This window comes from Enterococcus sp. AZ071 (assembly GCF_050499065.1).
In the GTDB taxonomy this organism is placed as follows: domain Bacteria; phylum Bacillota; class Bacilli; order Lactobacillales; family Enterococcaceae; genus Enterococcus_A; species Enterococcus_A ferrettii.
Genome location: NZ_JBIPAS010000001.1, coordinates 2,587,044 through 2,612,448 on the forward strand (window position 1 = coordinate 2,587,044; position 25,405 = coordinate 2,612,448).

The 25,405-nt window shown below is 35.6% G+C and carries 27 protein-coding genes; 7 read left to right on the top strand and 20 right to left on the bottom strand.

The window, feature by feature from the left end:
- Positions 1–86: 86 nt before the first annotated feature.
- Positions 87–347 carry a hypothetical protein gene (locus tag IGI49_RS12800; protein WP_429964798.1) on the bottom strand — a complete coding sequence of 87 codons (261 nt, stop codon included), beginning with the start codon at positions 345–347 and terminating at the stop codon, positions 87–89.
- Positions 348–686: 339 nt separating this feature from the next.
- Between IGI49_RS12800 and IGI49_RS12805 the strand changes: the two genes are divergently transcribed.
- The gene (locus IGI49_RS12805; protein ID WP_429964799.1) at positions 687–1,112 is read left to right on the top strand and encodes a very short patch repair endonuclease; all 426 of its coding nucleotides are present in this window, start codon (positions 687–689) and stop codon (positions 1,110–1,112) included.
- Between the two features lie 40 nt (positions 1,113–1,152).
- Here IGI49_RS12805 and IGI49_RS12810 read toward each other — a convergent pair whose 3' ends face one another.
- The 5 genes from IGI49_RS12810 to IGI49_RS12830 form a co-directional block, all read right to left on the bottom strand.
- On the bottom strand, positions 1,153–2,259 hold the full coding sequence (locus tag IGI49_RS12810) for a hypothetical protein (RefSeq protein ID WP_429964800.1): 1,107 nt from the start codon (positions 2,257–2,259) through the stop codon (positions 1,153–1,155).
- A 66-nt stretch (positions 2,260–2,325) separates the two neighbouring features.
- Positions 2,326–3,081: a DUF6339 family protein gene (locus tag IGI49_RS12815; RefSeq protein ID WP_429964801.1), complete on the bottom strand. Its 756-nt coding sequence runs from the start codon at positions 3,079–3,081 to the stop codon at positions 2,326–2,328.
- A gap of 8 nt (positions 3,082–3,089) precedes the next feature.
- On the bottom strand, positions 3,090–3,950 hold the full coding sequence (locus IGI49_RS12820; RefSeq protein ID WP_429964802.1) for a hypothetical protein: 861 nt from the start codon (positions 3,948–3,950) through the stop codon (positions 3,090–3,092).
- A gap of 1 nt (position 3,951) precedes the next feature.
- Entirely contained in the window at positions 3,952–5,847 is a 1,896-nt protein-coding gene (locus tag IGI49_RS12825; RefSeq protein WP_429964803.1) for a hypothetical protein, read from the bottom strand.
- A 13-nt stretch (positions 5,848–5,860) separates the two neighbouring features.
- On the bottom strand, positions 5,861–7,414 hold the full coding sequence (locus IGI49_RS12830; RefSeq protein WP_429964804.1) for a DNA cytosine methyltransferase: 1,554 nt from the start codon (positions 7,412–7,414) through the stop codon (positions 5,861–5,863).
- A 619-nt stretch (positions 7,415–8,033) separates the two neighbouring features.
- Between IGI49_RS12830 and IGI49_RS12835 the strand changes: the two genes are divergently transcribed.
- Together IGI49_RS12835 and IGI49_RS12840 are read left to right on the top strand one after the other, a co-directional pair.
- Positions 8,034–9,134, top strand: coding sequence for an FRG domain-containing protein (locus IGI49_RS12835; RefSeq protein ID WP_429964805.1), 1,101 nt, complete (start codon positions 8,034–8,036; stop codon positions 9,132–9,134).
- Complete coding sequence (locus IGI49_RS12840; RefSeq protein ID WP_429964806.1) at positions 9,131–10,843, top strand: AIPR family protein; 1,713 nt, start codon at positions 9,131–9,133, stop codon at positions 10,841–10,843. Before IGI49_RS12835 ends, IGI49_RS12840 begins: the two co-directional genes overlap by 4 nt.
- A 214-nt stretch (positions 10,844–11,057) precedes the next feature.
- Here IGI49_RS12840 and IGI49_RS12845 read toward each other — a convergent pair whose 3' ends face one another.
- The 8 genes from IGI49_RS12845 to IGI49_RS12880 form a co-directional block, all read right to left on the bottom strand.
- Positions 11,058–11,606, bottom strand: a complete 549-nt coding sequence (locus IGI49_RS12845) for a hypothetical protein (protein ID WP_429964807.1) — start codon at positions 11,604–11,606, stop codon at positions 11,058–11,060.
- A 365-nt stretch (positions 11,607–11,971) separates the two neighbouring features.
- A complete protein-coding gene (gene pepG1 / locus IGI49_RS12850; protein ID WP_429964808.1) occupies positions 11,972–12,112 on the bottom strand; it encodes a type I toxin-antitoxin system toxin PepG1 in 141 nt (46 codons plus the stop codon).
- Positions 12,113–12,552: 440 nt separating this feature from the next.
- Complete coding sequence (locus tag IGI49_RS12855; protein ID WP_429964809.1) at positions 12,553–13,530, bottom strand: ABC transporter ATP-binding protein; 978 nt, start codon at positions 13,528–13,530, stop codon at positions 12,553–12,555.
- A gap of 2 nt (positions 13,531–13,532) precedes the next feature.
- Positions 13,533–14,546: an ABC transporter ATP-binding protein gene (locus IGI49_RS12860; RefSeq protein WP_429964810.1), complete on the bottom strand. Its 1,014-nt coding sequence runs from the start codon at positions 14,544–14,546 to the stop codon at positions 13,533–13,535.
- On the bottom strand, positions 14,546–15,442 hold the full coding sequence (locus IGI49_RS12865) for an ABC transporter permease (protein WP_429964811.1): 897 nt from the start codon (positions 15,440–15,442) through the stop codon (positions 14,546–14,548). Before IGI49_RS12865 ends, IGI49_RS12860 begins: the two co-directional genes overlap by 1 nt.
- Positions 15,443–15,453: 11 nt before the next feature.
- A complete protein-coding gene (locus tag IGI49_RS12870; protein WP_429964812.1) occupies positions 15,454–16,404 on the bottom strand; it encodes an ABC transporter permease in 951 nt (316 codons plus the stop codon).
- Between the two features lie 68 nt (positions 16,405–16,472).
- Positions 16,473–18,053, bottom strand: a complete 1,581-nt coding sequence (locus tag IGI49_RS12875; RefSeq protein ID WP_429964813.1) for an ABC transporter substrate-binding protein — start codon at positions 18,051–18,053, stop codon at positions 16,473–16,475.
- 838 nt (positions 18,054–18,891) lie between these two features.
- Positions 18,892–19,791, bottom strand: coding sequence for a helix-turn-helix domain-containing protein (locus tag IGI49_RS12880; protein WP_429964814.1), 900 nt, complete (start codon positions 19,789–19,791; stop codon positions 18,892–18,894).
- A gap of 88 nt (positions 19,792–19,879) precedes the next feature.
- Between IGI49_RS12880 and IGI49_RS12885 the strand changes: the two genes are divergently transcribed.
- Positions 19,880–20,602 carry a CPBP family intramembrane glutamic endopeptidase gene (locus IGI49_RS12885; protein WP_429964815.1) on the top strand — a complete coding sequence of 241 codons (723 nt, stop codon included), beginning with the start codon at positions 19,880–19,882 and terminating at the stop codon, positions 20,600–20,602.
- A gap of 120 nt (positions 20,603–20,722) precedes the next feature.
- Here IGI49_RS12885 and IGI49_RS12890 read toward each other — a convergent pair whose 3' ends face one another.
- From IGI49_RS12890 to IGI49_RS12915, 6 genes are all read right to left on the bottom strand, one after another.
- On the bottom strand, positions 20,723–20,989 hold the full coding sequence (locus tag IGI49_RS12890; protein ID WP_429964816.1) for a bacteriocin immunity protein: 267 nt from the start codon (positions 20,987–20,989) through the stop codon (positions 20,723–20,725).
- A 24-nt stretch (positions 20,990–21,013) separates the two neighbouring features.
- Positions 21,014–21,583, bottom strand: a complete 570-nt coding sequence (locus IGI49_RS12895) for a CPBP family intramembrane glutamic endopeptidase (protein WP_429964817.1) — start codon at positions 21,581–21,583, stop codon at positions 21,014–21,016.
- Positions 21,584–21,687: 104 nt separating this feature from the next.
- Positions 21,688–21,885 carry a hypothetical protein gene (locus IGI49_RS12900; RefSeq protein ID WP_429964818.1) on the bottom strand — a complete coding sequence of 66 codons (198 nt, stop codon included), beginning with the start codon at positions 21,883–21,885 and terminating at the stop codon, positions 21,688–21,690.
- A 43-nt stretch (positions 21,886–21,928) separates the two neighbouring features.
- Positions 21,929–22,552, bottom strand: a complete 624-nt coding sequence (locus tag IGI49_RS12905; RefSeq protein ID WP_429964819.1) for a CPBP family intramembrane glutamic endopeptidase — start codon at positions 22,550–22,552, stop codon at positions 21,929–21,931.
- 103 nt (positions 22,553–22,655) lie between these two features.
- Positions 22,656–22,796, bottom strand: a complete 141-nt coding sequence (locus IGI49_RS12910) for a bacteriocin (RefSeq protein ID WP_010758553.1) — start codon at positions 22,794–22,796, stop codon at positions 22,656–22,658.
- A 43-nt stretch (positions 22,797–22,839) separates the two neighbouring features.
- Entirely contained in the window at positions 22,840–22,968 is a 129-nt protein-coding gene (locus IGI49_RS12915; RefSeq protein ID WP_010758554.1) for a hypothetical protein, read from the bottom strand.
- Between the two features lie 211 nt (positions 22,969–23,179).
- Between IGI49_RS12915 and IGI49_RS12920 the strand changes: the two genes are divergently transcribed.
- The 3 genes from IGI49_RS12920 to IGI49_RS12930 are packed head-to-tail and all read left to right on the top strand — an operon-like array spanning position 23,180 to position 25,398.
- Positions 23,180–23,302 (top strand): EntF family bacteriocin induction factor, encoded by a 123-nt coding sequence (locus IGI49_RS12920; protein ID WP_207700656.1) that lies wholly within the window; start codon positions 23,180–23,182, stop codon positions 23,300–23,302.
- A gap of 43 nt (positions 23,303–23,345) precedes the next feature.
- Entirely contained in the window at positions 23,346–24,644 is a 1,299-nt protein-coding gene (locus IGI49_RS12925; protein ID WP_429964820.1) for a sensor histidine kinase, read from the top strand.
- 4 nt (positions 24,645–24,648) lie between these two features.
- Positions 24,649–25,398 (top strand): response regulator transcription factor, encoded by a 750-nt coding sequence (locus IGI49_RS12930; protein ID WP_207700658.1) that lies wholly within the window; start codon positions 24,649–24,651, stop codon positions 25,396–25,398.
- Positions 25,399–25,405 lie beyond the last annotated feature (7 nt).

Consider the following 25,405-nt stretch of genomic DNA (forward strand, 5'->3'; position numbering starts at 1 on the left):
CCTCTTTTCATGTGTGAAAAATATCGTTTTAGTGTTGCAGCTTTACTGATGTCGTAATTTCTACAGTAGGCATTTTCGCTAAAATATTATAAATCTACAAGATCTTTTATTGCATCTAAATTTTGTTCTATTGACGCATCTATGATGGTGTCAATGCTGTTTGAGTTAATGGACTTGATATTTTTTGTAGTATAAAGATAACGGTCAGTTGAAACATTGTCTGTACCATCGTCCAGTTTCAGTCCACTTCGTTTCTTTATATCAAAAGGCAGAGTTATAGTTCCGTTATTATTGGTTCTTGTTAGTTTATACTTTTTAGAGTTTCCTTGAATTTTAAATGCTTTCATAGTGTTTGCCTGCCTTTCTGTATGTATATTATAGGATGAATGGATGGAGTTAGGTAGGTGATTTTGAAAAAATAGATGTTTGTTTACCATTTCGTCTTTACCGTTCAAAGAGAATGGTGATGATCTCTTTCAGTCGATCATCACCATTTCCTAACTATGTAATTATCTAAAGCAAATTATCTAAAAAAAATTCTTTTTATTCAAAAACATCTTAAGTGCTCGCTTCAAAATAACCTTGCCATTTACCCGTTAAGTATAATGAATAGTTGGGTTTTGCTTATAAAATCTACAACAAGGTGCTAAAAATTAAACTATCTTAGCTTTATTGGAGGGATCAGTATGGTTGAATCAAAAGAATATCGATCACAAATGATGTCAAAAATACGATCTACTGGCGGCAAAGCCGAAACTGTATTAGCTAAAGCATTATGGCACTCTGGTGTTAGATATTATAGGAACTATAAGAAACTCCTTGGGAAACCAGACATAGCGATCACAAAATACAAAATTGCTGTTTTTGTAGATGGTGAATTCTGGCATGGTTATGATTGGAAAAATCAAAAGGTTAAAAGAATTAAGTCAAATAGAGATTATTGGATTCCAAAAATTGAGAAGAATATGGAAAGAGATAAGACTGTAAATGAGGAGTTGCAGGATCTAGGCTGGACTGTATTACGTTTTTGGGAAAAGCATCAAGTGATGAAAGATCTAGAGGCGTGTGTGGAAATAGTCTTGAAGAGGGTTCATGATAAGAAATACCACTAAAAGAGCCACTTACCTGAAAAGTGGCAATCATCAACCAAACTCATTTATAAAATTTCACACTATAATTCTCCCTTATAATATCCAGATCTTTCTTCTGTTCAACTTCAGCACATATCAAATTGTCAGCTTCCAGTAAGCAAATTTTTTCCCCATCTTTCTCTTTATAAAGAATCTGAATTTTCTTCTTTCTAGATATTTCCCAGGCTTTATATAACAGGGGGATTAAATAAACTAACACCTCAACATGATTTGTTTTTTTAAGCATAGATTTAACAATTATTCGTGTATTAGCCTCAGTTTCTATATAAGCCTCTACATCAATTTTTAGTGAAGCTAATACTATTTCAAAATCCTTTATCAGTAATTCATTCTTTATCTGGGGATTGTTCTTTTCTTGTTCAAATGCATAATTAGCAGTATCTTCTGACAAAATTAGAACCTCTTCTGATAAAAAAAGAGTCCTAACAATTTGTAATACAGTGGCTATCCTGTTTATTTCTGCATAATACTTAATCACGTCTTCGAAAGAAAGATTGAACTTCGCTTCTGTTTTACCAGCACTAAATGTTACAATTACTCTATCTCCTTGAACTAAGTAGTTTTTATGCAAAATCATATTTCTCCAATCACTCAGTCGATATTCTAAAGGAGGAGAAGTTTGGAATAAGTGTTTTAATTCAGATCCACATTTAATGAGTAAATAATCATTTAAAACACCTAACCTAATATCTGCCAATTGTTTATCGGATAAAATTTTTGACTTATTCTTTAGTACTAACAATTGATAAATCTCTTTATAATGAAACTTTATCATTCCTTCAACGCATATACCTATAAGGCTTAAAGCATTATCAATCTTCTCATAAAAATCACAGGAGGTTGTCAAAGTGCTCACTAAATATTTTTTTTTATGCAAGAGATTATTCTCGTTTATTATATCTTTATCTTGTCGAAGAATTGCAAGTGAAGCATTCGAATCCTCCGAAACCCGCGCATCTCTATATAAATTGAGAAGCCTTAATATATCATACCTTATTTGCTTGTCTCCACTCTCTTCATATTTATTGATGAATTCAGCAACTCTTATCAAGATAGGGTCAAATCTTTTTTTTTCAAGCTCTTCTGTATTAAGAAAAAAATCATTCAAACTTTCTAAAACATTCAGTATTAATCTACTCCTTCTAATTAAAATATTTATCCTAATAAAGTAACCTTACTGTGCCATTTCTTCTTTAGAAAAAATTCTATTTAGATCCTCAGATTGTAATAGTAATTCAAGTAGCTCATCTTGCGATACTGCATCTATTACAATAACACCACTTAGTCTAGTAATTTCTTTTAGCAAACACCTATAATTCTTTCTTGTTAACTCCCCTTTAGTCTCCATAATACCTATATAGGTTAATACTGCTTTAATGATACTAGGGTTTTTACTATAACTACGTTCTAAAACTTGCTGATGGATATCTTGATAAGAAAATAACAATTTAGTTAATTCATATTTATCTTCTTTATCGTCACAAATCGTTGAGTGAACTCCCCACCATAATCTCGAAATACAATTTCTTACAAACCTTCTATCAGTCTGTTCGTTAGACTTAAGTATACCTCTATCCAGAATGACTCTTTTTGAAGATTTTTTTCCTTCAATCCATCTTTTAAATGTATAATTCCAAAATTCAACAAGAGAAAGATAGCTCCACAATCTCTCATCCACAGCTTGTACATTTGTTAATGCTAAGTTTTCATATAGTAAAATAGCGTTATCAAAATCACTTTCAACTTTAGATTCCAGAATAATATTTGTATCAAATACAACATTCGATTCGAAGAGGTAATCACTTTCGTCAAAATCCGAAAAAAGATTCAACGCCCATTTAACATCTTCAGATAATTCCAATAATTCAAAATCTTCTCTACCAACAAAATCATTTATTTGTATTAACGCGCTTTCTTTAAATATTTTCAATCCCACCTCTAATCAGTCCCTTCCTGTATTTTCTTTAATCCAAGTGTGATGGGATCTCCAATCAACTGATTTGCTACAGATAGAGCTTCATGTTCCCAGTCAACTTCTTCAAAGACTAAATGGCACTCCTCCATTCGTTTTCTTATACTCATAAACCACTGTTCACTACTAGACTCATTAAAATCTTTCTCATCAGAAAAGGAGTTCAGAATATTCGCTAAGACAGGTACTATAATCATAGAAGACATTATGGGTTGAGCATAGGTATTGTTCATTAAAGTCTTGTAACTTAAATAATTTTCTTTAGACAACTTTATGATTATTTGATCGTTTCCCAGCTCATATTCAAGTGGATTATCTTCATCAGTTAAATTTCTAGTTACTATAAAAATAGATGGCAAGTTCTTAACTTTGCTTGGCTCACGTTGTGCTTGAAAACTATAAGGTTTACATACCGCTAAAATCTGTCCTGCTTCTATCGGAAAGACTAACCCTTCAAAGTCTAGATGACAATCGTTATTTTTATATTCTGCCAATCTCTTTGTAGCAACTATTATTAATTGAATATCCACATTTCCTTCTAAATTGGTTGCAGCTATTTCACACTTGAATTCTTTATTGCTATCTATATTAAAAGTTTGACGATATCTCGTTTTTCTACATTCGATGTGTACTATTATATTAGCTGACCTCGATTGAATTAACTCTTCAATTTTAGGATTGGATAAATAGGTTTCCCCTTGAACCACGTATTTATTTTTATCTATGGTTATTGCAGCATCTATAGTAGTTATTTCAAATTTTCCATTTATATCGTCATTAAAATAAGCTAGAACAGGATAGGGATAAAGTTTTTCTTTTATTATCATCTTACGGACTCCTAACTATAGCAACAAATGCTGCTAAAATTTCTTCTTCGAACTCAACTTCTATAGTAGTAGTTTTTCCCTTTTTGAATTTTATCGGTCCTATTTTATTTTTACTGACTCTAATACTCCCACCATAGAAATCTTTTGCTCTAGCAATATTATATTTTAGGATACGATTGGTCTCATCAGAGATGCTTAACTCTATTATTCCTTTTCCTTGTACATTCGAGTATAGACTTATTCTGTATTTTCTTTTGTCGATGGAAATAATTCTTTTGATCGCTACATCTATCACATTATGATAAGAGTCTACTGGTGTTAACTCTCCATCCAATTCATCAGTTTCATTTTTATTATTCTCATTACCTTTGTCATGTTGTTCATCACTCATTTTTCTATTTCTTGCTGTTTTTTCACCTAATCTTTTTTCGCTATCATCCTTTGTGAAATCTTTTAAATCTAATTTGTCTAACCCTTCATCCTTAATTGGAACATCGTCTTTTGATAATTTAGGATAAATATCTTTCCTGTCTTTTTTATTATTTATATCATCAGTTTCTCTATCAAGAGGTAAATATTGTCCCGCTCCCTCAAAATCCAATGAATCTTCCTCAGATAATTCAACTAAACTACGAACACATTTTTTCATCCAATCATAAATTCCCTTTAGATATTTCTGTGAATTAAAGTTTTCTCTGCCTTTATGATCTTTAGATCTTTGATGTTCCCATTTATCGTGAGCTGCTGGTTCCATTTCACTTAGTTTTTGATTAACATCAGAACCACTAGTATAAAATACACCAACAAAATTTGTCGCTCCAACGAACCTTTTTTTATCAAATATTCTCATCCCAATTTTTCTAAACATAGCCACTTGTTTAGGATAATCTTTCCCCTCTATGAGATATAGTTCTAAGCCATCATATTCATCCCCGTACTCATAACCTTCTTTAGGAAATTTTTTCCCCTCAGTCATTGCTAAATAGTATAGATAAGGTAAATATGTTTCTTTAGTTGATTGTTTTTGAATAATCTGCAAAATATTACCTTTATGAATTCTTGTTTTTCCAACCTCAACTACCAATGAACCATTAAAAATGGCAACAAAAAAATTTCGTAAAGTAGACTGAATAATTTTTGAAATCCATTTTTTGTCGAGCAAAAAGTCGTATATCAAGACATCTGTACCTGTTTGCTGCCTAGAAAAAAGTGCTTGATCGTAGAAGTCCACCCCTTCAATCTCTTCATCATATATTGGTGCATTATCTTTACTAGAATCACCATAAAAACCTGTACCCCTATATTCTTGATTTTCGGAAGTGCGACTCACTAATCTGGTCACTCCTTGAAATGCTCTATTCCCTTGAATATCTAAGGTATTGTAAAAAACAGTTCTTATTGAAGAGCAAGCAAATGGAGCGTGTTTTCCTATACCAAAAGCTCCTCCAGCTCCCATTGTCTTGTTAGAATTTCCAATTGATTTTACTAACCCCACCCAATTACTATTCTTATCCTTTAAGTCTTTAGATCCTTTCAAACCAGTTGTATTGAAATCACTAATTTTAAGGACATTTATGAAATCACTGTCTAAACTTTTTAAGGCTCTTTCAAAAAAGGTTTTAGTTTTTGGATTATCTTTCCATGATTCTAAGCAGTCTTTCAATATATACCTATATTCCTTGAAATCTGGAAATGAATGGGCCTCGACCTTAGCTAGGTCAAATTTTACTTTTACAGGTTTCGTCATATCTAGTCTTGCATCAATAGAATTCTGCAATACCTCTTTTGCTAAACTTTCATATATATCATTTTTAAAAGTTTCAACTCCTGAATCGTGGAGTCCTTCCACACCACCACCATCTAACCTTGGAAATGACCAATTATAATACTTTTTCATTTTTGTAACCCCTTCATTTAGATAACATCTTTTGGATTTCATCAGCCAATATTTGTGAAATTTTTGGCGGTACAGCATTTCCAATTTGCTGATATTGAGAATCCTTAGTCCCCTTGAAGATGAAACTATCAGGAAAAGACTGTAGCCTCGCAGCCTCTCTTATGCTTATTGCCCTATCTTTTTTAGGATGAATCCACATTGATTTTCTTACATTCACAACAGTTCCTGCTGGTTTATCATATACAATTCTTAAATATATAGTATTCTGTGTTCTTTCAGGTGTTGTATAGGTACTTTTCATATCGTTGGAAAGATCATGGAAATTTTGCCCCTCCCCTAAAAGCTTAAATCTCTGAAGTGCTACATCTGTTGTTTTAGTAGCAACATGATTATATATTATTTCAGAATCACAAATATCCCTTCTATATTCGTTTTGCATGCAATTATATTCACTTGAAAGAATAGTTTCCTCTGGAATATTAGATGTACTAATAGGCAATTTTTCCAAATCTTCTATAGCGTCTCTAACTGTAAATATCTTTTCTAACTCGTATTCAAAGAAACCCGAAATATTTGTATTAGGTAAATCTTTTCTTGCACCTACTAAAATAAATCGTTGACGTTTTTGGGGAACACCATAGTCGATAGCATTTATAACCTTTTTAGTTTGAACATATTCTTCACCTAAAATTTTATCAATATATTCAATTACAGAGTATGATGATACCTCCGCGTACACCGTATTTCTATCTTCTCCATATTTTCTAACTAAGCGATTAATTTCTATTTCCTCAAGGATCTTCATAGATTTTTCAAAAAGTATAAACTGTTCTAAAGTCTCAAAGAAATAGGTGGAATATGTTTTTCCTTCGATTGCTCTTTTAAATATTTCAAATTCCGGCTGGAAATAGCCTATCTTTTCCTCTCCCATCAACTTTATCAGCATTTTGGAATTTTTGATTAAGAACCTTTCAATCTTTTCTATATCTCTCCTTTTATTACATAGTGTATTTAGAGATTTGAATAATTTTTCGTCGACTATGTATTCCCTATATGTCTGTTTTTCAGCAATTAGAAAAACATCAAATCTAAATATATTGTGCTCACTAATAACAATTCTTTCATTCCTTAGCTCAATACCAAAAGAATCTACTTCTCCTTTGTCGCCTTTTGCTTTATAAAATCTGTGCTTTTCAGAACTAAGCATCTTTACATTTTCCATAACAAACACTTTAGGTTTTAATTGTTTTATCGCCTTAAAATATTCTTTAACCAAGTTATTATTTGAACTTACTATCCCTGTTTTTTGCCTATTTGCATTTGAAAACCCTTGACATGGAGGACCGCCAATGACTATGTCAATATTCCCAAATTTTTTTATCAATGCCTTATAATTAACATCTTCTATATTTGACAACATTTCAAAATCTTTTTTATGGTTTGCTTCATAAGTTTTCTGTGCATATTTATTGTTTTCAACAGCAGCAACAATTCTAAAAGAAACATTCTGGTGAAAACCATAACTCAATCCACCAGCTCCTGAAAATAAATCTATAACTTTGTACATCACTAATCCGCCTTTAATTCGAGTACTTGATATCTTTTAAAAGATATTAAGTACTATTGTATTATTTTACACGTTCGAAAATCCCCTAGTTATTTCGTTTTTTACAAAGGAATTTTAAAACACTTCATTTTTTAACTAAAAATATCTATCAACTGAAACTGGACATAACTATTTTACCATATAAAGAGTTTCGAGATTCAGTTACATCATAATCGTTCCTTAATAGATCATTTATACACCTGTGAGACTATTTCACAACCGTCTAAACTATACTGTAACGAAATCTCTATATTTTGAAACTATAAATCAATGTTTATTCGTTGTTTCTCTATAGGTGAGGTATGCGAGTTGAATTTTCTTATTCTTGTAGCTATTCTATTAACTTTCAAATTACTAAACCACTAATAATAAATTTTATTAAATTGAATATATATGCTACAATCCCAATATATATACGTCACAAGCATGTTGCTATTCTACTTTTTTAGATACTCTAATCATAGTGCCTTCTATAAACTTCTTGTTTGATTATCTAATAGTAAGTATTTTTAAATTATCATTATCAAATTCCCTATCTAGACTAAAAATATTATTGTATTTAGAATACAGGAGTGTAAAAATGGATATTAAAGTAACATCAATACACGAGTTTATTGAAGAGATAAGTAAAAGAAGTTCCGAGTTAGAACGATCAACTTCTTGTCGTATGTTTGTATTTCGAGGTGAACAAAAGAATTATTCAACCTCTGGCATGCCAAATATCTTTAGGGATGATACTTACATGAAAATTCTAAAGTCTCCTATATATGAGAAAAATGTTATTGATGAAGTTATTATGAATAAATTATCTTCACATAAAATATATCTGCAGGCTGCCATGGACGCTCAACATGGCGGTTTTCCTAGTAGGTTACTAGATACTACCTTTAATTCATTAATCGCTCTATTTTTTGCAACAACTCCACATTTTACAAAATCCATTGATAGCCAAGATAATTCTGACGGGGTTGTTTTAGTATATGCGGTCGAAAAAATGTATTCTTCAAATTCTTCCACAATACAAAAATTCTTTGAAAATATAATTACTCCCAACAATTTATTAAATTCCAGCAGAATAAATGGTTATGCCCATAAATTTATTGATCACAGCGATATAAATTCAAGAATAAAATCACAACAGGGGGGCTTTGTCCTTTTTTCAGGAAATCAATTCATACCTATTCCTGAATGGAGACAAAAGAAAATAATAATCGACAAAAATTTCAAACAAAAAATCCGTAAGGACTTAAAAAAAATATTTGGTATAACAATGGGCTCTATCTATCCCGAAGCTGACAACCTTGTTGGGTACTTAACAGAAAAAGCTGAAATTTTAGTTGAAAACAGTGAAGATCAAAGCAGTGAAATTTATTATGAACTAGAAAAAAATATCGAATATTTTAATTCCTTAATATTAAAAGCAATGCATTCTAAATGCTCTAATAAATTTATGTTGGATAAAATACTTGAAATAGAACTATATTTGTTAGGATTCATGCAGTCCTTTGAAGATGTTATTGAAATCTCAAAACCTTGCAAAGCTAATAATTTCAATGATCAATCCGCAAAATGTTATAAATTAATTGGTGATTTTTTAGACGAGTTATCCAAGAGAATACCATCCAACATGACAACAATGTCATTAGATAATTTGAAAAAACTAGTAGGGGGAAATTTATGATTACCCAGTTGATCGATTGGTTGAGTCAATATGATATTGATGAATTTGACAAAGAAAAATTTGAAAGTTCTGCAGCATATTTTTTAAATAATGAAAAACCTTATATTTTCACATCCGAAGATATTGATCTCGCTAATGAAGAAATTTTCTTTATCGTAATAAATGAAAACTTATCACTTGAAGAAATTTATGATTATCTATCTCAAGTGAATTTTAAAGAAAAGAGGAAGTTTCAAAAGTTTATTATTTTTGAAGTACTACAAAGACCCGTTACTTCTCGAGGAAAATCAGATAAAGATATTTTAAAAATAAAAAAGAATGTCCAAAAATTCTTAAGTGAATGTTATGGCGAAACCTTTTATATAAGAAATATTGTGTATAGCTCTTCTGTAATAACCAAAATACCCGATGAAGAAACAATATATGTTTCAATTGATAGTAGGATAAAAAGCTTAGAACGTGAAATGAAAATTAGTGATGGCGTACGGTTAAAAGGATATGTTTTTTCTGCCAGCCTAAAAGATATATTGGAACTATATAATATCCTGGGGAACACACTATTCGAAAAAAACTTAAGATTTAATATTGGAGAACAATTAGGAGTTAATGAGTCCATAAAAAAGACGATTGAACAAGAGAATGAAAAATTTTGGTTTTTGAATAATGGTATTAGTTTATATATAAACGATGTTAGTCAAGTTGATTTCTCTATATATGACAAAATAAAAATAACGATAAACAAAGACAAACTGCCTTCTATAATAAACGGGGCCCAGACTATTACTGCCAGCTCGAAGGCCTTAATAAAAACTAGTGATCCTTATGTATTACTACGTTTATTCATTTTCTCAAGAGATGAAAAAGAATGTAATAAGGAACTAGTAGACAAGTCTTTAGATGAAATCACAGTTGCATTAAATAGGCAAAAGCCAATTAAAACAGAAGATATCGCTTATACTTACAGTTTCGTTTCTGATTGTAATAACTTACAGTTGTCTCCTGAAAACGAGGAATATAACTTTCGCTTTGTTAGACGTGGAGAAGCTGAAAGCATCCTCTCTCATAGGTATTCTTTAATAACTTTCGCTAGACTAGTAAAAGCTTACCTAGCAGAAAATCCGGGCAGTGCTAGATCTAGTGGAGCAAATACTTTACTGAAAGGAGAATTAGCAGAAAACTCAACTGATGATATTGCATTTAAAGATCAAACGATTTTCAAAACATTATCTGGAGAGAACTCTGAAGAAGCATTTTTAAAAAACTATAAGCCAGTAAATTTCGCCTTCAAATTGAAAAGTATACTAACTGATCAATTTCTACAACAGGTAACAGATTCCGTTAAAATAAAGAGCTCCACTCCCAAAAATAATTCGAGAATTTCCGATGATCTAAATGCACTGAGTAAATTTGGTCGATACTTTTTGATAGCAACATATATTTATAAAGAAAATAGCTACGATAGCTCAGATTTTTCAAAATGGGAGTATTCCAATATTGCTATTAAGAACGCTGATGAGAGCAATAACAGAACCGTATCCATCGATAAAGTGAAAACCGATATGGAAGAAATTTATAGTGATTTCATCAAATTTATACACTCATATAAAGAATCTGAAGATATAGTCTTTTTGGGCGCGAATGAATTCAAAAACAAGAAGTTGTTCTCTGAATTTAAAGTTTTTTCCAAAGAAAAATATAAGAATGATTAATATATATTGAACTGTAATTTTGATGGAGTCGATTGCACAGGAAAACGAACGTTTTTAGTATAAGGATGCTATTTTATACTTCACCTAATCGGCTTAGAAAGTAACTAAATCCTGTTTATCTTATGTGGTTTTCACATTCAAAGAATAAAGCTTTCCACATGTAAACGAACAGCATACATTTCAGTATGCTGCTCGTTTACATGATAGTGAATGCTTATGGATACATTGAAATATTCTCAGGTGTCGGATTATCTTCATACCATTCCTCAAAATTTAGTTGCGAATATTGAATATCATATACTCTGTGTATCCATGAATTGAATGTTTCTGTACCTCGACTACTTTCTCCAAATAATTCAAACCAACTAGGCGTGGAAAGAACTTGGTAATTTAAGTTACCTAAATCAACGTAAGTATCATCAGGATTTTTACGATACCAAGTTGCAAAGTCATCTGTAGTATCTTGCCTCTCATAAATATTAATAATGAAATCATCAAAAGGACACGAGAATCTGTTGTCCTGATAAACATGCTCCCAAAAATCATTCGCAGCAATAGTGCTCCGATCAATCTGATCAGGCTCTTGTTTTGCGTTGATAATAATATTATCTTCTGAATCACTTTGACTGCTGCTTATGAATGTTTTGTTACTGGAAGAATTGGAAAATTCTCTTTCCAGGTTTGTGTTTTCTCTGTCATCAATACGATTATTACAAGCTGTGAGAGCTATCAAAAGTAGCAAAGAAATAAAAAATCTTTTCATATTCATTCTCCCTAATTGCTATTCTTTCATCATAAACTTAGAACTATAAAAAACTACATACATTAAGTCATAACATCTATAAAATTTTATTGTGATTGCATTCTCAGAAGAGTATACCTAAACTCTTGGAAAAATTTTTCCTGACCATTATACAAGTAGTGGAATTTACACTTGTTCCCACTGCCCTGTTTGTACGTCTTATTTTCATGATACACTTTTAGCACCAAAAATAGAGGATATATGCTATAATGAGTACGAAAAGGGAAGTTGCGTCAACAACCTCCCTTTAGACAGCACCGTTAAAGACGGTGGCAGAAAACTAAATCTTTAAATTCAAAAAATAGTCGGCTCCGCTAAAGTGACGGCTATTTTTTGTCGTTGTTTAGCAACTTAACAATCAAGCTAACCAAGGCAATGGTAAACATACCAAAGCCTAGAATGACCTGAATTGTCTCATATGCTGACAAAAGGCTGCTCCTTTCTTCAGATTTTCGGAGTATGTTCATACGAACCACCTCACTTCCGAAAAGATAGCCACCGTCATTAAAATAATTCCTTTACTGTCCAATGATTATTATATCATTACTCAATTCACATTTCTCTCAAATGTTGCAACATATGATTACGCTATCAACATGGATACTACTGATAAACAATCATAACCAAAAAAAATAACCACCTAATCACTTCTTCGCTGAGTTTTTAGGTGGTCAAGCTATAAAATTATTTGTAGCCACCATTCTGAAACGGGTCTACACTCGAGGAGTTGTTGTCGCAACTCCTCTTTTCGTTTGTATTATACCATGTTAATGTCTCCAGTAGAAAATTAGTGTATTTTTGTTTAATCTAGTTTGCTGCTAAAGCAGTGATTCCATAATTCTCACATCTCACAGCATCATTATAGTTAACTCAACTACCATTCAACAAAACATCAAACTTCTATACCTCACTCACCCTCATACAAATAACAAGCAACCCTATGTCCCGAAGACACCTCCAAAAACTCCGGTGCCTCCTCAACACATTTATCCATCGCAAAAGGACATCTGTTGTAGAATGCACAGCCCTTAAAATCACTTGTTCTAACTGGCTGTTCTCCACTAAAGTCAGGGGTTTCCTCTTTTCGAATATAAGGATCTGGCACAGAAGCAAACAGCCCCTTGGTATAAGGATGAAGAGGATTGTTAAAGAGTTCGTCAGTGTCGGCTTCTTCTACTAAAGTCCCAAGATACATTACTCCGATTCGATCGGAGATATAGCGAATTACTCCGATATCATGAGAAATAAAGAGTAAGCTTAAGTTTAGATCCTGCTGTAATTCCATCAAAGTATTTAAGATTTGTGCCTGAATGGAAACATCCAGCGCAGATACTGGTTCGTCACAGATAATCAATCGCGGTTTGATCACTAGGGCACTGGCAATTCCCAATCGTTGGACTTGTCCACCGGATAATTCATGAGGGAATCTGAAATAATGATATTCAGACAAACCAACTTTCTCCAAAACTTCAACCACTTGATCTCGCCGTTCAGCAGCATCCGATACGCCATGTACTTTCAAAATATCCTCGAGAATACTGCCGATTCTTTGTCTTGGATTTAGTGCTGACAAGGTATTCTGAAAGACCATCTGTAAATCTTTTCTCAATGGGAAAAATTCTTTGTCATTAAGTGTGCCTAGGTCTTTTCCTTCATAAATGATCGAACCGTTGCTGGGCTTTTCCAGCCCAACAATCATTCGCCCGGTCGTTGTTTTTCCGCAGCCTGATTCACCTACTAGTCCGTAGGTTTCACCTTCTTTTATGTGGAAGGATAAGTTATCCACTGCCAGCATTTGTTCTTTCGGACCAAAAAGGGCAGCCTTTTGTCTTCGTACAGGAAATGATTTTTGAAGGTTTTTAATCTCTACTAAATGATTATCCATCACTACCCCTCCCCTACATTAGCAGCTTCGTCATATCTCCAGCACTTTACAAAGTGATCTGGCCGCGCTTCGATCATCGGCGGTTGTTCTTGGAAGCAACGTTCATCGGCATATTTGCAGCGGGTACAAAAGTGACAGCCTTTTGGTATCTCTGAAAGTGACGGAACCGTTCCTGGTATGGTTGGAAGAGGTTCTCCACGTTTTGTTTCCAGATGAGGAATACATGAAATTAGGCCCTCTGTATAAGGATGCAAGGGTTCTGCAAATAGTTCTTCTGTTGCGGCATCCTCGACAATTTGCCCTAGATACATTACTTTAATCCGATGGCAGAGCTTGGACACAACCCCCATATCGTGGGTAATAAAAAGTACCGACATTCCCAGATTTTCGTTCAACTCTTTAATTAACCGCAGAATTTGTTCTTGGATCGTTACATCCAAGGCAGTCGTTGGTTCGTCTGCAATCAACAACTTTGGTTCGCAGGCAAGTGCCATGGCTATCATTACTCGTTGCTGCATGCCGCCGGACAACTCAAAGGGATATTTTTTTAAACAGGCTGCCGGATCAGGAATCCCAGTTAAATTTAGCATTTCAATACTGCGCTTTTTGGCTTCATCCTTGGATACCTGCTTATGCAGCGTAATCACTTCACTTAACTGCTTTTCAACCGTATGCACCGGACTTAATGAGTTCAATGGATCTTGAAAAATAATGGAGATGTCGTTTCCACGAATCTCTCTAAGCTGAGACAGTGAGTTCTGCAATAAATCATTGCCTTCAAAGAGAATCTCGCCTTCATATTGTACTGCTGTATCATGATCTCTCAGCCGCAAAATCGATTGGGACATCACACTTTTTCCTGAACCTGATTCGCCAACGATGCCAATAATCTCTCCAGCATGAATCGTTAAATCCACTTCATCTACTGCTGGAAGCCACTTTTTATGAATCGGGAACTTTACTTTGAGTTGCTTGATTTCTAGTATTTTAGTTGCTTTATCAGCTGGCTTATTCACTATTTTTTGTTCCCTCCTTTTACCCTTGGATCAAGGTAATCTCTAATCCCATCACCTAGAAGGTTTAGGCTCAGCACACAAATGATGACTGCCAATCCTGGAGCAATCATAGTCCAAGGAGCTTTGGAGAAGACCGGCTTGCTATCCTGTAACATATTGCCCCAGCTTGCCGCAGGTGCTGGTATACCTGCCCCTAAGAAGCTTAGTGAGGCTTCGGCAATGATCGCTTGAGCAAAAATGAAGGAAGCTTGAACTGTCAGCGGCGAAATAACCCCTGGCAAAATTAGTTTCCATAGAATTTTAAAATTGCTGAAGCCTTGTACCTTAGCGGCCTCTATATAGGGCTGTTCTTTAATAACCAGCGCGCTGGCTCGAACGGTACGAGCGACACTTGGTGTATATACGATGGTCAGTGCCCAGACCACATTCCAGCTTGAGGTGCCGAAAGTCGTAATCAGAGAAATGGCCAACAGAATCCCGGGAATCGCAATCAGCGCATCGCAAATTCTCATCAGAATATGATCCAACAGCTTAAAGTAGCTGGCATATATTCCAATAATCGTGCCAATCACACAAGAAAATACTGCTACAGAACCTCCTACCCACAGGGAAACTCTGGCTCCATACATTAAGCGGATCAAAATATCTCTACCGAATTCATCCGTACCAAATCTATGAGCAGCGCTGGGAGCATTAAAACGTTCCGTCACTGCCATGGCATTAGGATCGGTCTTATTAATGATGGGAATAATCATCGCCGCTGCAAAAATGGCCGCAAAACCAATCAGTCCAATGATGAGAGCTGGATTCGTGAGTAATTTTTCCTTGCGAAGCTGCTTTTGTTCCTTAACAATCGCTATACCTGCTTCAGACATACTTTTTCTTGTTAAAAACATGCTCTCACCTCCTACTTCCGTCCCGGCTGCAGCCTTGGATCAACAAATCCATACAGCACATCGACGATCAAATTAACGAATACATATAATAAAGTCACAAATAAAACGACTCCTTGGATCACAAAGACATCCCGACGATTGATGGCAGACATTGTGAGCATTCCCAGTCCTGGAATATTAAAAAGGGTTTCTGTAACGATTGTTCCAGTTATTAGACTGCCGAAAGACTGTCCGATCGCTGTCAAGATGACAGGCGCCGCATTCTTCAATCCATAGGTTAAGATGACCCGCTTCTCTTTTAATCCCTTTGCACGAGCAGTTTGAATAAAACTCTTATGTAGGACCTCTAGCAACGAGGATCTTATCATCCGGGTTAGATACGCTGCTTGCACGATACCAAGTGATAAAGCTGGAAGAAATAAGTATTTCAAGTGCTCGCCAATTCCTGCCGAAAGATCCGCATAACCCGCAACTGGAAACCACTGATTGTACACACTAAAGGCCAGCATTAAAAACATACTCAGCAAAAATCCCGGCAGAGCTGAGCCTAAAAGCGACACAGATACTGAGACCACATCTATGACCGTTCCCCGTTTATAAGCAGCCAATATTCCAAGAGGCATGGCAATGATAACCGCTAAAATTTGAGCCAAAATAGCTAAACTAAGCGTTGGTCCAAAATATTCGCCAATTGCAGAAAGTACCGATTGCCGTAAAAAGAACGATTCGCCCCAATTCCCTTGCACGATGCCTCCTAACCAATCCACGTATTGAACGAGAAATGGCCGATCAAAGCCCATCTGTGCATTCATTTGATTAATCTGTTCAGGACTTGCTTCCATCCCTAGAATGGCCGTAGCTGGCCCACCTGGTATGAGATAAACGATCAGAAAGGCAATAATTGATACGATAAACAAGACCGGAATCAATGACAATATTCGTTTTACTATATAAGAAACCATAATGTGCTCCTATCTATACTTCTGTTAAAAAACGGCGAGCCGCCGTAGCAGCTCACCGCGTCGATCGCTTATTCTGAGACTGTTGCATTCCAGAAGATTGGGAATCTCATATATTCGTAGCCGTCTACATTATTGCTGACCGCATTCACCCCAGTAAAGTGACCAAGGACAGTTGCGCCGCCATATTCATAGATAAACTCTTGTAGATCATCCCATGCTGCTTTTGCTTCCTCTTGGGAATTGGCTGAGCGCATTGCTTTAATTCCGTCTGTAACCTCTGGTCGGTCCATCCCAGCCCACGTCTTGTCTAGTACCGTTAATTGAATCGGAAGAACGTTGTAGCTGTTGCTGGTGATAAACATACTGCATTGGTTAGGATCTGCTCGGTGCTCCATAAACGTACTGAAGTCATAGCTTTCAACTTCGGCATTTATTCCTACTTTTTTAAGCTGCTCTTGTACAACTAGTGTAGCATTGTACATTTCTGGATAGTCTGGTGTCGTTACAAGTACCAATTTTTCATTGTTGTATCCAGCTTTTTTCAATAGCTCTTTTGCTTTATCCGGGTCATTTTGATTGTAGTATTCTTTCCCTGCTTCGCTTCCCCATTGAGCATCCTCTGGATTAAACCAGCCTGGATTTTCTTCAAAGAGCTTCTTGTTTCCATAGCTGGCAAGCAAAATATCATCCATATTAAGTGCTGCCAATACAGCCTGTCTCATATCCTGTTTTTCCATGATTCCTACTGTAGTGTTAAGGAACAGGTTCAGAGTTCCGCCTTTAGTAACATCTAGTTTTAGGTTAGATGCTTTTTCTAATTCTTCATAATTATCTTGAGGAACTTCCTCTACAATGTCATACTGTCCGTTCTTAGCACCGGCAATTCGCGTTGACGCATCGGTTACAATATCAAAAACAAGCTTATCGGTAGCTGCTGTCTTTTTGCCCGCTAAACCAGTAGTTGCATTCTCTCTAACTTTGTAATCATCAAATTTTTCCAATTCAACGTATTGATCCTGCTTCCAGTCGGCTAATTTATAAGGACCGGTTCCAATGTATTCACTGATACCTTTTTCGCCAGCTTTTTCTACAATTTCGGCAGGGTAAATAGCCGCAAACATAATTGGATTCGCAAGTACGGTAATCACATCCGATGACGCTTCATTGGCAGTCATCTTCACTGTGTAATCATCTACTTTTTCAAATGTCGATCCACCAATCAAGGTGCTTGCTTTTTGTGAGTCTTTCACCCAACGACTTAGTGATGCCACTACATCATCCGCAGTCATTTCTTTGCCATTATGGAATTTAACACCCTTCAAAAGTTTGATCGTGTACACTTTGCCATCCTCGCTTACTTCATAAGAATCAGCAAGTACTGGCTGGGGTTCAAAATTCCCATCCATCGCAAACAACGGTTCAAAAATGTGGTACCCGATTTGAGCTGTAATATTAGAGTTTGCGATCTGAGCATCTAAAGAAGGTGGATTCGCAGACACGGCAATACGAAGCTCGTCTTTTTTAGCAGACGCTGCATCTTTGCTGCCTTCGGTTTTATCCCCTCCGGAACCACCACAACCGGCTAATAGTACAAGCATACAAAATGATACAGCTAAATATTTCCAAACTGACTTTTTCAACACTAACATCTCCTCTGATTTTTCATTCTTAGTAAAGTAATTTAAAAGATTGGTTGATTACAAAAAAACAACTCTGACTGAAGCATAGTATATTGATTCACAAGAATATCTACTTTTCTAAGGGCCTATTGGCGCACGAAAAAAGCATCCCAAATCAACAGCATGCTTTCTCATCTATTCTCAATAACCAGTCAGTGGACGAAGCCGTTCAGTAGACACGGTTTTCGAACACATCAAAAAAAGCCAGCATTCACGGAACGTCACCAAAAACAAGACATTAGAAAAAATGGGCGCAAAAAATCCCCCGAGAATAACGGTTTATCTATCGGATAGAATAAAATGAGAAAATGCTTCTTTACATACTGACTTAGAGCACGCTAAGATTTCAGTGCTTGTTCAGCAATAACGAATGGTTTTATTGAAATCAACGTTCAAGATCATTTTCTCACCTCATATCTTCATGTTTTTATCAGCGTTTTTTAATTAAAATAAAACGCTTTCGACTACCAAAAAGATTAGCATTCATGTTCAGTAGTTGTCAAGAAGATATTGACTGATTGAATGCTCAAAAATAACGAAAGAATAACCAAGGGATAGTCACAAAAAACATCTTAAAAAGTCCTCTAAACAGCTTTTCAACATCCGTGAGCTAAAAAATACCTTTTGATGAGCACTAACCGCGAGCAATACAGAGAAACTGCCTATCAAGAAATGCTGCAATATTCTTTGGCAGCTGCCTAAAAGGGAGGTGCTGTTAGACCTGTACCCGCTCAGCTCATTTCGTACTATCTTTATGACATGGTACTTTAACAAATCTTTTATAATAAAGCGATACTTTTCATACGACCTACTTTTTCCGATAACGTGCATAATAACTTTTAGCTTTTTCCTGATGAATTTGGAAAATGATTCCATAAAAATGTGTTTCCGAAGTCGCCGTCTCACTTAAGTGCTGCAGCAAGGTTTTCATTTTAGGCTGATAAACCGGATAATCTACATAAAGCTGCAACAGATTCTCACTGAACTTCAACTGGATCATCAAATGCAGATTATCTGACTGCTGGATCGTTTGCTGGTATTCATTGAAAACTGTTTGAGCAGCTGGAACATCATTGGTGATTAACAAGCTTTGGACTCTGTTGAAATACAAATCGCCCATTTCCTCATAGTAAACTTTGCCGTCAAATGACTGATATTTCTCCAATTCCTGCCCAATCCGCTGGCAGATCGCGGCAGCTTTTTCTTTGTACTTTTCAGAAAGTGACAACAATACCAGCTTGCTCAGCTTAATTTCTTTCAATGTCCACATCTTGGCATTTTCTAATTCAGCCAGAATTTCATTAAAGGGTTCTCGGGAAAATTTGTAAAAATTGGTGTTGGTAATTAGTACTAAGAGGTAGGCCTGAATCGCCAAATAGCGCAGCTCGATCGCTTGGTGCTGCTTATATTCTTCGTAAATATCATAAAGTGCCTCAAATTTGCCGCTTTTATAAAGCCGATCAATTTTATCTTCTAAAACTTTCGCTTCATCCTCTTGTGATTGCTTCTTGAAATACTCGAATTCTTGATAGGTAATCCCTAAATTTTTGATGAACCCTTCAAACTTAGTAATTTCCACAGAATATTTTCCTGCCTCAAAATCACTATAGAAGGTTTTTGAAACAATCCCGGTATAAACTTCTTTTTGCGTAAATCCTTTTGCTTTCCGAATTTGCTTGATGATTTCGCCGTACATAGCTATCTCCATTTCATAATTCCTGTATACAGGAATTATAACGGAATTTCACTAAGAAGCCCATGCTATAGTGTAAAAAACGAATTACAGGAGGAACAAAATGAGTAAAACATATTTTAAATTGGTAGGTTTAGCAATCGGATTAACACTGGTTATCAGCTTTTTTTCAGCAGCAAGTGTGATTTTAGCAATGGATACTAACGGAATTATTCTGTCTCAAATAGCGGCGTTTGCATTGTACGCTCTCTTTTTAATTTTTTATATGAAGAAGAAAGAGCTTAGCCTGAAACCGTTTGGCTTTAAAAAAGGGACCGTGCCCATCTATTGGATAGGCTTCATCGCACTGATCGTACTTATTCAACCAGTGATTTTGGGCTTCAATCGTTCCTTATCGACTTCAACAATTTTATTGATTGGGCTTCAGATGCTTTTGGTAGGTTTTGTAGAAGAAACACTCTTTCGGGGAATCTTTTTCTATTTTTTGAAAGACAAAAGTCCAACGTTTTACTTACTGTTTTCTAGCAGTATCTTCGGTATTTTGCATATCGCTAGCGGATTGAATCCAGATACAGCATCGGTATTGGTTATTCTGCAAATCATTAATGCTTTATTATTAGGTGGTGTATTTTCGCTTATGTATTATTCAACTGGCTCACTTTATTTAGTCATCGGTTTCCATGCAGCATTCAATATCTTGGCCTCATTGTCTATGAGCGGTTCTTTACAGCAAAACATCTGGGCGGTCTCTCTTCTGTCTGTTTGCTACATGGTCTTTTTGATTGTTTTCCCTAAACGTCAATTACGTGGAAAAACGGCTGTTTAGTTAAAGGTGTGTTAGGTGAAAACATAGATTCATAGTTGATAAGTTATCTCTAAAAAAAGATTTATGCAAAAAAGCTTTAAAACGCCGTTCACCTACTGGATACGTTTTAAAGCTTTTTGATTATAACCCTGACCAAGCTTTCGGCATATGTATCACAGAAAACAAGTCCAATAACACTTTGGGAGTAGAAAATCCATTTCTAATCGTAAATCTACTAACTGCTGGTTGAAATTCTTTCTTGTAATCATAAAAAAACTCCTCCTTAAGAGCACTCATTTTGATTCTTTCTAAAATACTACATAGTACTATATCTTTCTGGATATCAGAATCTTCCAAAGTTGTTTTAGTTAGTGTCAAAACATTACTAAAGTAATCAGTATTTTTCACGATACTCACCTTTCTATTATCCCTTTACCCTCCAAACAAGTAAGGAAGAAACATCAGTGAATTATTCAAGCAATGGATAAGAATAACAATCTCAATCCTTTTCGTTCTTTGATAGATTATCCCCAGTACCCAACCACCTGATGCATAAATAAGTAAGCTGACTAAATCAGTTGGTTGATGGAACAGACCGAAAAGCAAACTACTAACTACTATCCCCACCTTATAATTAGCAGAAAAATAGTAATGAATCAGAAATCCTCGAAAGATAAATTCTTCCATAATCGGACCCACAATTGCGATCAGTAAAAATTGAATCCAAACAGGATGAGCAGCATAAGCACTTTCCACCAGCTGCTGATTATGAGTCGTTGTCTCCCCCAGTAGAAACAGAAGTGCCCCACCGGCTGCTTTTACGATGATAAAAATCAGGAACCCGATTAGGACTAGCTTTATATCAGACAAATGAACTCGCCAATCTCTGAGCTGAAAAATTCCAAGACTTTGGCATACGAGGATCATTATCCATAGAAGTGAAGCAGCGATTAGCGGTACCAGCAAATCCTTAAGACTTGTTTTTGCGCGTAAAGCAACCATATCCGGCACCTGTGAAATAATCACCATCCCGAAAAAAGTGACTATTCCTGTGGCGTATTTCTGAATCTTTTGGTATAAAATTGTGCCTCACCTTTCTTCCCTCTTTACTGAGTTAGACCGTCCATTAATCCCTGTAAAAAGCTGGTAGCAACAGAGCTGGTGACAATTTCTATAATGATGATACAAATAATAGCGGCGATAAGCAGCCAGCTATAATTTCGTGGCAGAGTCTGCTTTTTATTGTTGATATAGACAATTAATCCAATCAGTACAATCAATAGCAGAATTCTCAATAAAAACATCTGAATTCCTCCTCTCTATCTTTTAGCCATTCATGTCTAAGAGCTATAGTAAAACAAGCAAGTTGTTTATAACGTGCGCAGCAATAGAATATTCCAGTCGATCACTGGCGTAATAAATCCAGCAAAAGGCTATTGATGGACCTAAGTAGATCAATACTTGGCCTAGGCTAGTTGGGCGATGAAGCGCAGTAAATAGGACAACACTTACTAAAAAGCCCAGTGGTTTATGCTGCTTAAATATGTATCCCATGATGAATCCTCGAGCAGCCAACTCTTCTAAAATAGGACCGCTGATTACGGCAAATAGTGTAAAAATTACTTTGGGCATTTCTCCTAACAATCCTTGAATTGCCTCTTCATTGTCTGGTGTTGTGTAACCAGCCCAATACGCCAGAAGACCAAAAAGAATCTTTAACCCTACTGCTAAAAAAGTATAATAAAGCAGCTGCTTCAAGCGAATCCCTCTAATGGTTAATTTGATAGCTGTTATCTGTTCAAAAAAATAGATCGCCAAGTAGAGATTTATCAGAATCACAGCAGCAAAGAATGCGCTAAGTCCATAGGTAAAGCTGCAGCCCATTTTAGTAATAAAAAGATAAATCCAAATTTGGGGAATAAGTGCAAAAAGAAACTGGATGATAACGAATAGATAGCGGCTTTTTTTCATTGGTTCTCTCTTTCTAAACGCTCGTCCTGCTCAAACTCTAGACAGACAACGGAGAGCTTGGGGAATTGTCTGCCTAGGGTTTAAGTATGTGGGGAAGCGAAAATTATTTAAAAATACTCCAGATTTCAAATCCTTTTCTTACGATCGTGCCTACTGTTTTTCCTATCTTGTAACCCGTCTTATCGTATTGACCGCCACCAGTAATTGCTTGAAGATCCTTTTCATTAAGTACTTGATAGTTCATCTCTTCTTCACTCCTTTTTTGATTTAATTACTTGTTGAGAAACTTAACCGACTAAGCCGTCCCACAATCCTTTGTAATAGCTGCCCATGTAGCTAACAAAGTTTTTCCAGGTTCTTTTTCCACCGACAGTTGCTCGTAATTGCACAGCAGATAATTGTGTATACTTGTCCATATTCTCACCTCCCCTTATCTGATACCTCTATCGTACTTCTTTTCTTTCGAAGCTTGAGAAAAACATCCTGAACCTGTATTTTTCCATCCTAAACGATTATTTTCTACTTCATCAACCGTTCAAGACAGCATTTGGCTACCTTCAGGACATATTTTTATATACAGGAATGCTTTATGCCATACTAATTTCAATCAATGAAAGGAGTGAGCTTATGAACGTTCAACAATTATCGGAAAAGCAACTAAAGCAAGTACAAGGGGGAAACCGTGGACAATTCGGTAAAAGCTCGGGTAATCCTGCACAATGTTTATGGTCATTTTTTAGAAAGTGTTAGATTTTACTGCCTCTGATATACTCATATTCAAGAGGTGAATCAAATGGTACAAATTGATACGAAAGCGTACATTTTACGGATGTTTTTATCTTCGTTCTATTTTTATGGCATCTTTTTCAGGCTATATCGTGGAATACCCCTTAAGAAAAAGATGATCTTGTTACTGGTTCTTTTACCAATTACCTTTTTAGTAGAAGTATTCAGTGATTTTTCTGATGTACTAACAATCGTTGGATGCTACTACCTGCTAAAATCGAAGAAAAAAACAAACTATATTCTTTTGAATACAATCATTTTGAGTATGCTGCTCAGCTACTTTGTTCCACTCCTAGTTTCTGCTGGAATAATTCCATTCATTTCATTTTCAGGAGTAAAGGGCTGGACATTGGTGATAGGAGAGATTGTTCTTGATATTCTTGCCTTACTAGTGCTTCTCTTTGCCCTTTTCCGCTTTTCAGCAGAACGATTGCTCAAGAAATACAGTTCTCAGTTTTCTTCCATTCTCTTAGGGTATTTATTTTTAGTAGCTTTACTGATTACTTACGCCGCTCATTATTATGAAGCCTTTGATCGGTTTGTTGTCGGTTTGGTCATTTTCTTAGTGGTTCAAACCATTTTCCTGCTTATTGTTTTTGCTCGCGAAACAGCTCGCCAAAAGGAAACCTTCGAGCAGCAATTATTCAAGCAGCAGCTAACCGATCTTAAGGAATACGCCGATCAATTAGAAGATAATCAGCAGAAAATGCGCAAGTTTCAGCATGACTATAAAAATCTAATCTTAAGCTTGAAAGAATCTTCTGTCGCAAGTAAAGACACGGAGCTGCTGCAACAAGTAATTAGCTTGGAGAATTATTCGGATAAGTATTTTGCTTCAATTGCTTGGTCCTATAATGACTTGAAAAACGTAAAAAACACATACCTGAAGAGTTTGCTAATTAGTAAACTGTCGGTCATTCAGGAGCATCAGATTGCTTGTACTTTGGAATGTCGACAAGAAATTGAAGAGCTGCCGATTCCAGTATTTGATTTTATTCGTATTCTAGGAATTACACTGGACAATGCGATTGAAGCGGCCCGAGGGCTTGAAAAACCTGCGCTTTCCATTTTGCTTTATCAGGACAATCAGCAGCTGGAATGTTTGATACAGAATACGTATCAGGAATCAGGTGCAAGTATTCCTCAGCTGATGCAGCCTGGATTCTCTTCCAAACAAGATCATTTAGGCTTAGGGCTCTCCAACATCCAAGAACTTAAAACAAAGTATCCAAACTTATACGTGCAGTATGAAAAGGATGAACATACCTTCTCAACTCAAATTATTACCGTTTTTGAAAGGAAGTAGCTGCATGAGCTATCCAATTATTATTTGTGAGGATCAACTGATTCAGCTGCAGCAGCTGGATACGATCATCCAAAACTATTTGTTGTTTCACAATGATCCCTTTGAGGTAGTCTTAAAGACTCAGAATCCGCTGGAGGTAAAGAAATACCTGCAGCAATTTCAACCAAAAAACGGGGTTTATTTTTTAGATATCGATTTGAACCATACGATTGATGGCATCGACTTGGCCGAAACCATTCGTAATGCTGATGCACAGGCGAAAATTATTTTTATTACAACTCACGAGGAGCTGGCTCCCCTTACTTTAAAAAGGCGAGTGGAGGCATTAGGCTTCATTACTAAGGACCAACCATTGGAGGATTATCGGACGGAGATTATGGAGCTGTTGTCAGTAGCTCAAGAGCGAATTGCGACAGCTAAGAATGATCAGGGTCAGAATTTTACCTTTTCTATTGGTACTCAGACCTTCAACCTTAATTTGGCTGAGGTTTTGTTCCTAGAGCCTTCAACTATTCCTCATCGTGTGGTTTTGTACACTGTGAATGGCCACTATGAATTCTACGGCAAGCTGCAGGATTTGGAGAAAGCTTATCCCGCATTGTTTCGTGCCAGCCGTTCTTGTTTGGTGAATTTAACAAAGGCTCGAGAAATAGATTTTGCTAACCGTACAATTCATTTCAATGCTGAGTTAAGCCGTACCTTTGCTTTAGGTAAAGCTAAGAAGCTAAAGGAACGGTTAGAAAAAATGAAGTAACTTATTG

What these genes read in the sequence shown, in the direction of transcription:
- IGI49_RS12900 (WP_429964818.1), bottom strand. Translation starts at nt 21,885, where the DNA reads ATGTTTTTATTGAGAATTCTGCTATTGATTGTACTGATTGGATTAATT.
- IGI49_RS12930 (WP_207700658.1), top strand. Translation starts at nt 24,649, where the DNA reads ATGAGCTATCCAATTATTATTTGTGAGGATCAACTGATTCAGCTGCAG.
- IGI49_RS12870 (WP_429964812.1), bottom strand. Translation starts at nt 16,404, where the DNA reads ATGGTTTCTTATATAGTAAAACGAATATTGTCATTGATTCCGGTCTTG.
- IGI49_RS12910 (WP_010758553.1), bottom strand. Translation starts at nt 22,796, where the DNA reads ATGAACTATCAAGTACTTAATGAAAAGGATCTTCAAGCAATTACTGGT.
- IGI49_RS12840 (WP_429964806.1), top strand. Translation starts at nt 9,131, where the DNA reads ATGATTACCCAGTTGATCGATTGGTTGAGTCAATATGATATTGATGAA.
- IGI49_RS12905 (WP_429964819.1), bottom strand. Translation starts at nt 22,552, where the DNA reads ATGAAAAAAAGCCGCTATCTATTCGTTATCATCCAGTTTCTTTTTGCA.
- IGI49_RS12865 (WP_429964811.1), bottom strand. Translation starts at nt 15,442, where the DNA reads ATGTTTTTAACAAGAAAAAGTATGTCTGAAGCAGGTATAGCGATTGTT.
- IGI49_RS12875 (WP_429964813.1), bottom strand. Translation starts at nt 18,053, where the DNA reads ATGTTAGTGTTGAAAAAGTCAGTTTGGAAATATTTAGCTGTATCATTT.
- IGI49_RS12895 (WP_429964817.1), bottom strand. Translation starts at nt 21,583, where the DNA reads ATGGTTGCTTTACGCGCAAAAACAAGTCTTAAGGATTTGCTGGTACCG.
- IGI49_RS12820 (WP_429964802.1), bottom strand. Translation starts at nt 3,950, where the DNA reads ATGATAATAAAAGAAAAACTTTATCCCTATCCTGTTCTAGCTTATTTT.
- IGI49_RS12855 (WP_429964809.1), bottom strand. Translation starts at nt 13,530, where the DNA reads ATGGATAATCATTTAGTAGAGATTAAAAACCTTCAAAAATCATTTCCT.
- IGI49_RS12880 (WP_429964814.1), bottom strand. Translation starts at nt 19,791, where the DNA reads ATGGAGATAGCTATGTACGGCGAAATCATCAAGCAAATTCGGAAAGCA.
- IGI49_RS12800 (WP_429964798.1), bottom strand. Translation starts at nt 347, where the DNA reads ATGAAAGCATTTAAAATTCAAGGAAACTCTAAAAAGTATAAACTAACA.
- IGI49_RS12845 (WP_429964807.1), bottom strand. Translation starts at nt 11,606, where the DNA reads ATGAAAAGATTTTTTATTTCTTTGCTACTTTTGATAGCTCTCACAGCT.
- IGI49_RS12915 (WP_010758554.1), bottom strand. Translation starts at nt 22,968, where the DNA reads ATGGACAAGTATACACAATTATCTGCTGTGCAATTACGAGCAACTGTC.
- IGI49_RS12835 (WP_429964805.1), top strand. Translation starts at nt 8,034, where the DNA reads ATGGATATTAAAGTAACATCAATACACGAGTTTATTGAAGAGATAAGT.
- pepG1 (WP_429964808.1), bottom strand. Translation starts at nt 12,112, where the DNA reads ATGAACATACTCCGAAAATCTGAAGAAAGGAGCAGCCTTTTGTCAGCA.
- IGI49_RS12885 (WP_429964815.1), top strand. Translation starts at nt 19,880, where the DNA reads ATGAGTAAAACATATTTTAAATTGGTAGGTTTAGCAATCGGATTAACA.
- IGI49_RS12920 (WP_207700656.1), top strand. Translation starts at nt 23,180, where the DNA reads ATGAACGTTCAACAATTATCGGAAAAGCAACTAAAGCAAGTACAAGGG.
- IGI49_RS12825 (WP_429964803.1), bottom strand. Translation starts at nt 5,847, where the DNA reads ATGAAAAAGTATTATAATTGGTCATTTCCAAGGTTAGATGGTGGTGGT.
- IGI49_RS12830 (WP_429964804.1), bottom strand. Translation starts at nt 7,414, where the DNA reads ATGTACAAAGTTATAGATTTATTTTCAGGAGCTGGTGGATTGAGTTAT.
- IGI49_RS12925 (WP_429964820.1), top strand. Translation starts at nt 23,346, where the DNA reads ATGGTACAAATTGATACGAAAGCGTACATTTTACGGATGTTTTTATCT.
- IGI49_RS12805 (WP_429964799.1), top strand. Translation starts at nt 687, where the DNA reads ATGGTTGAATCAAAAGAATATCGATCACAAATGATGTCAAAAATACGA.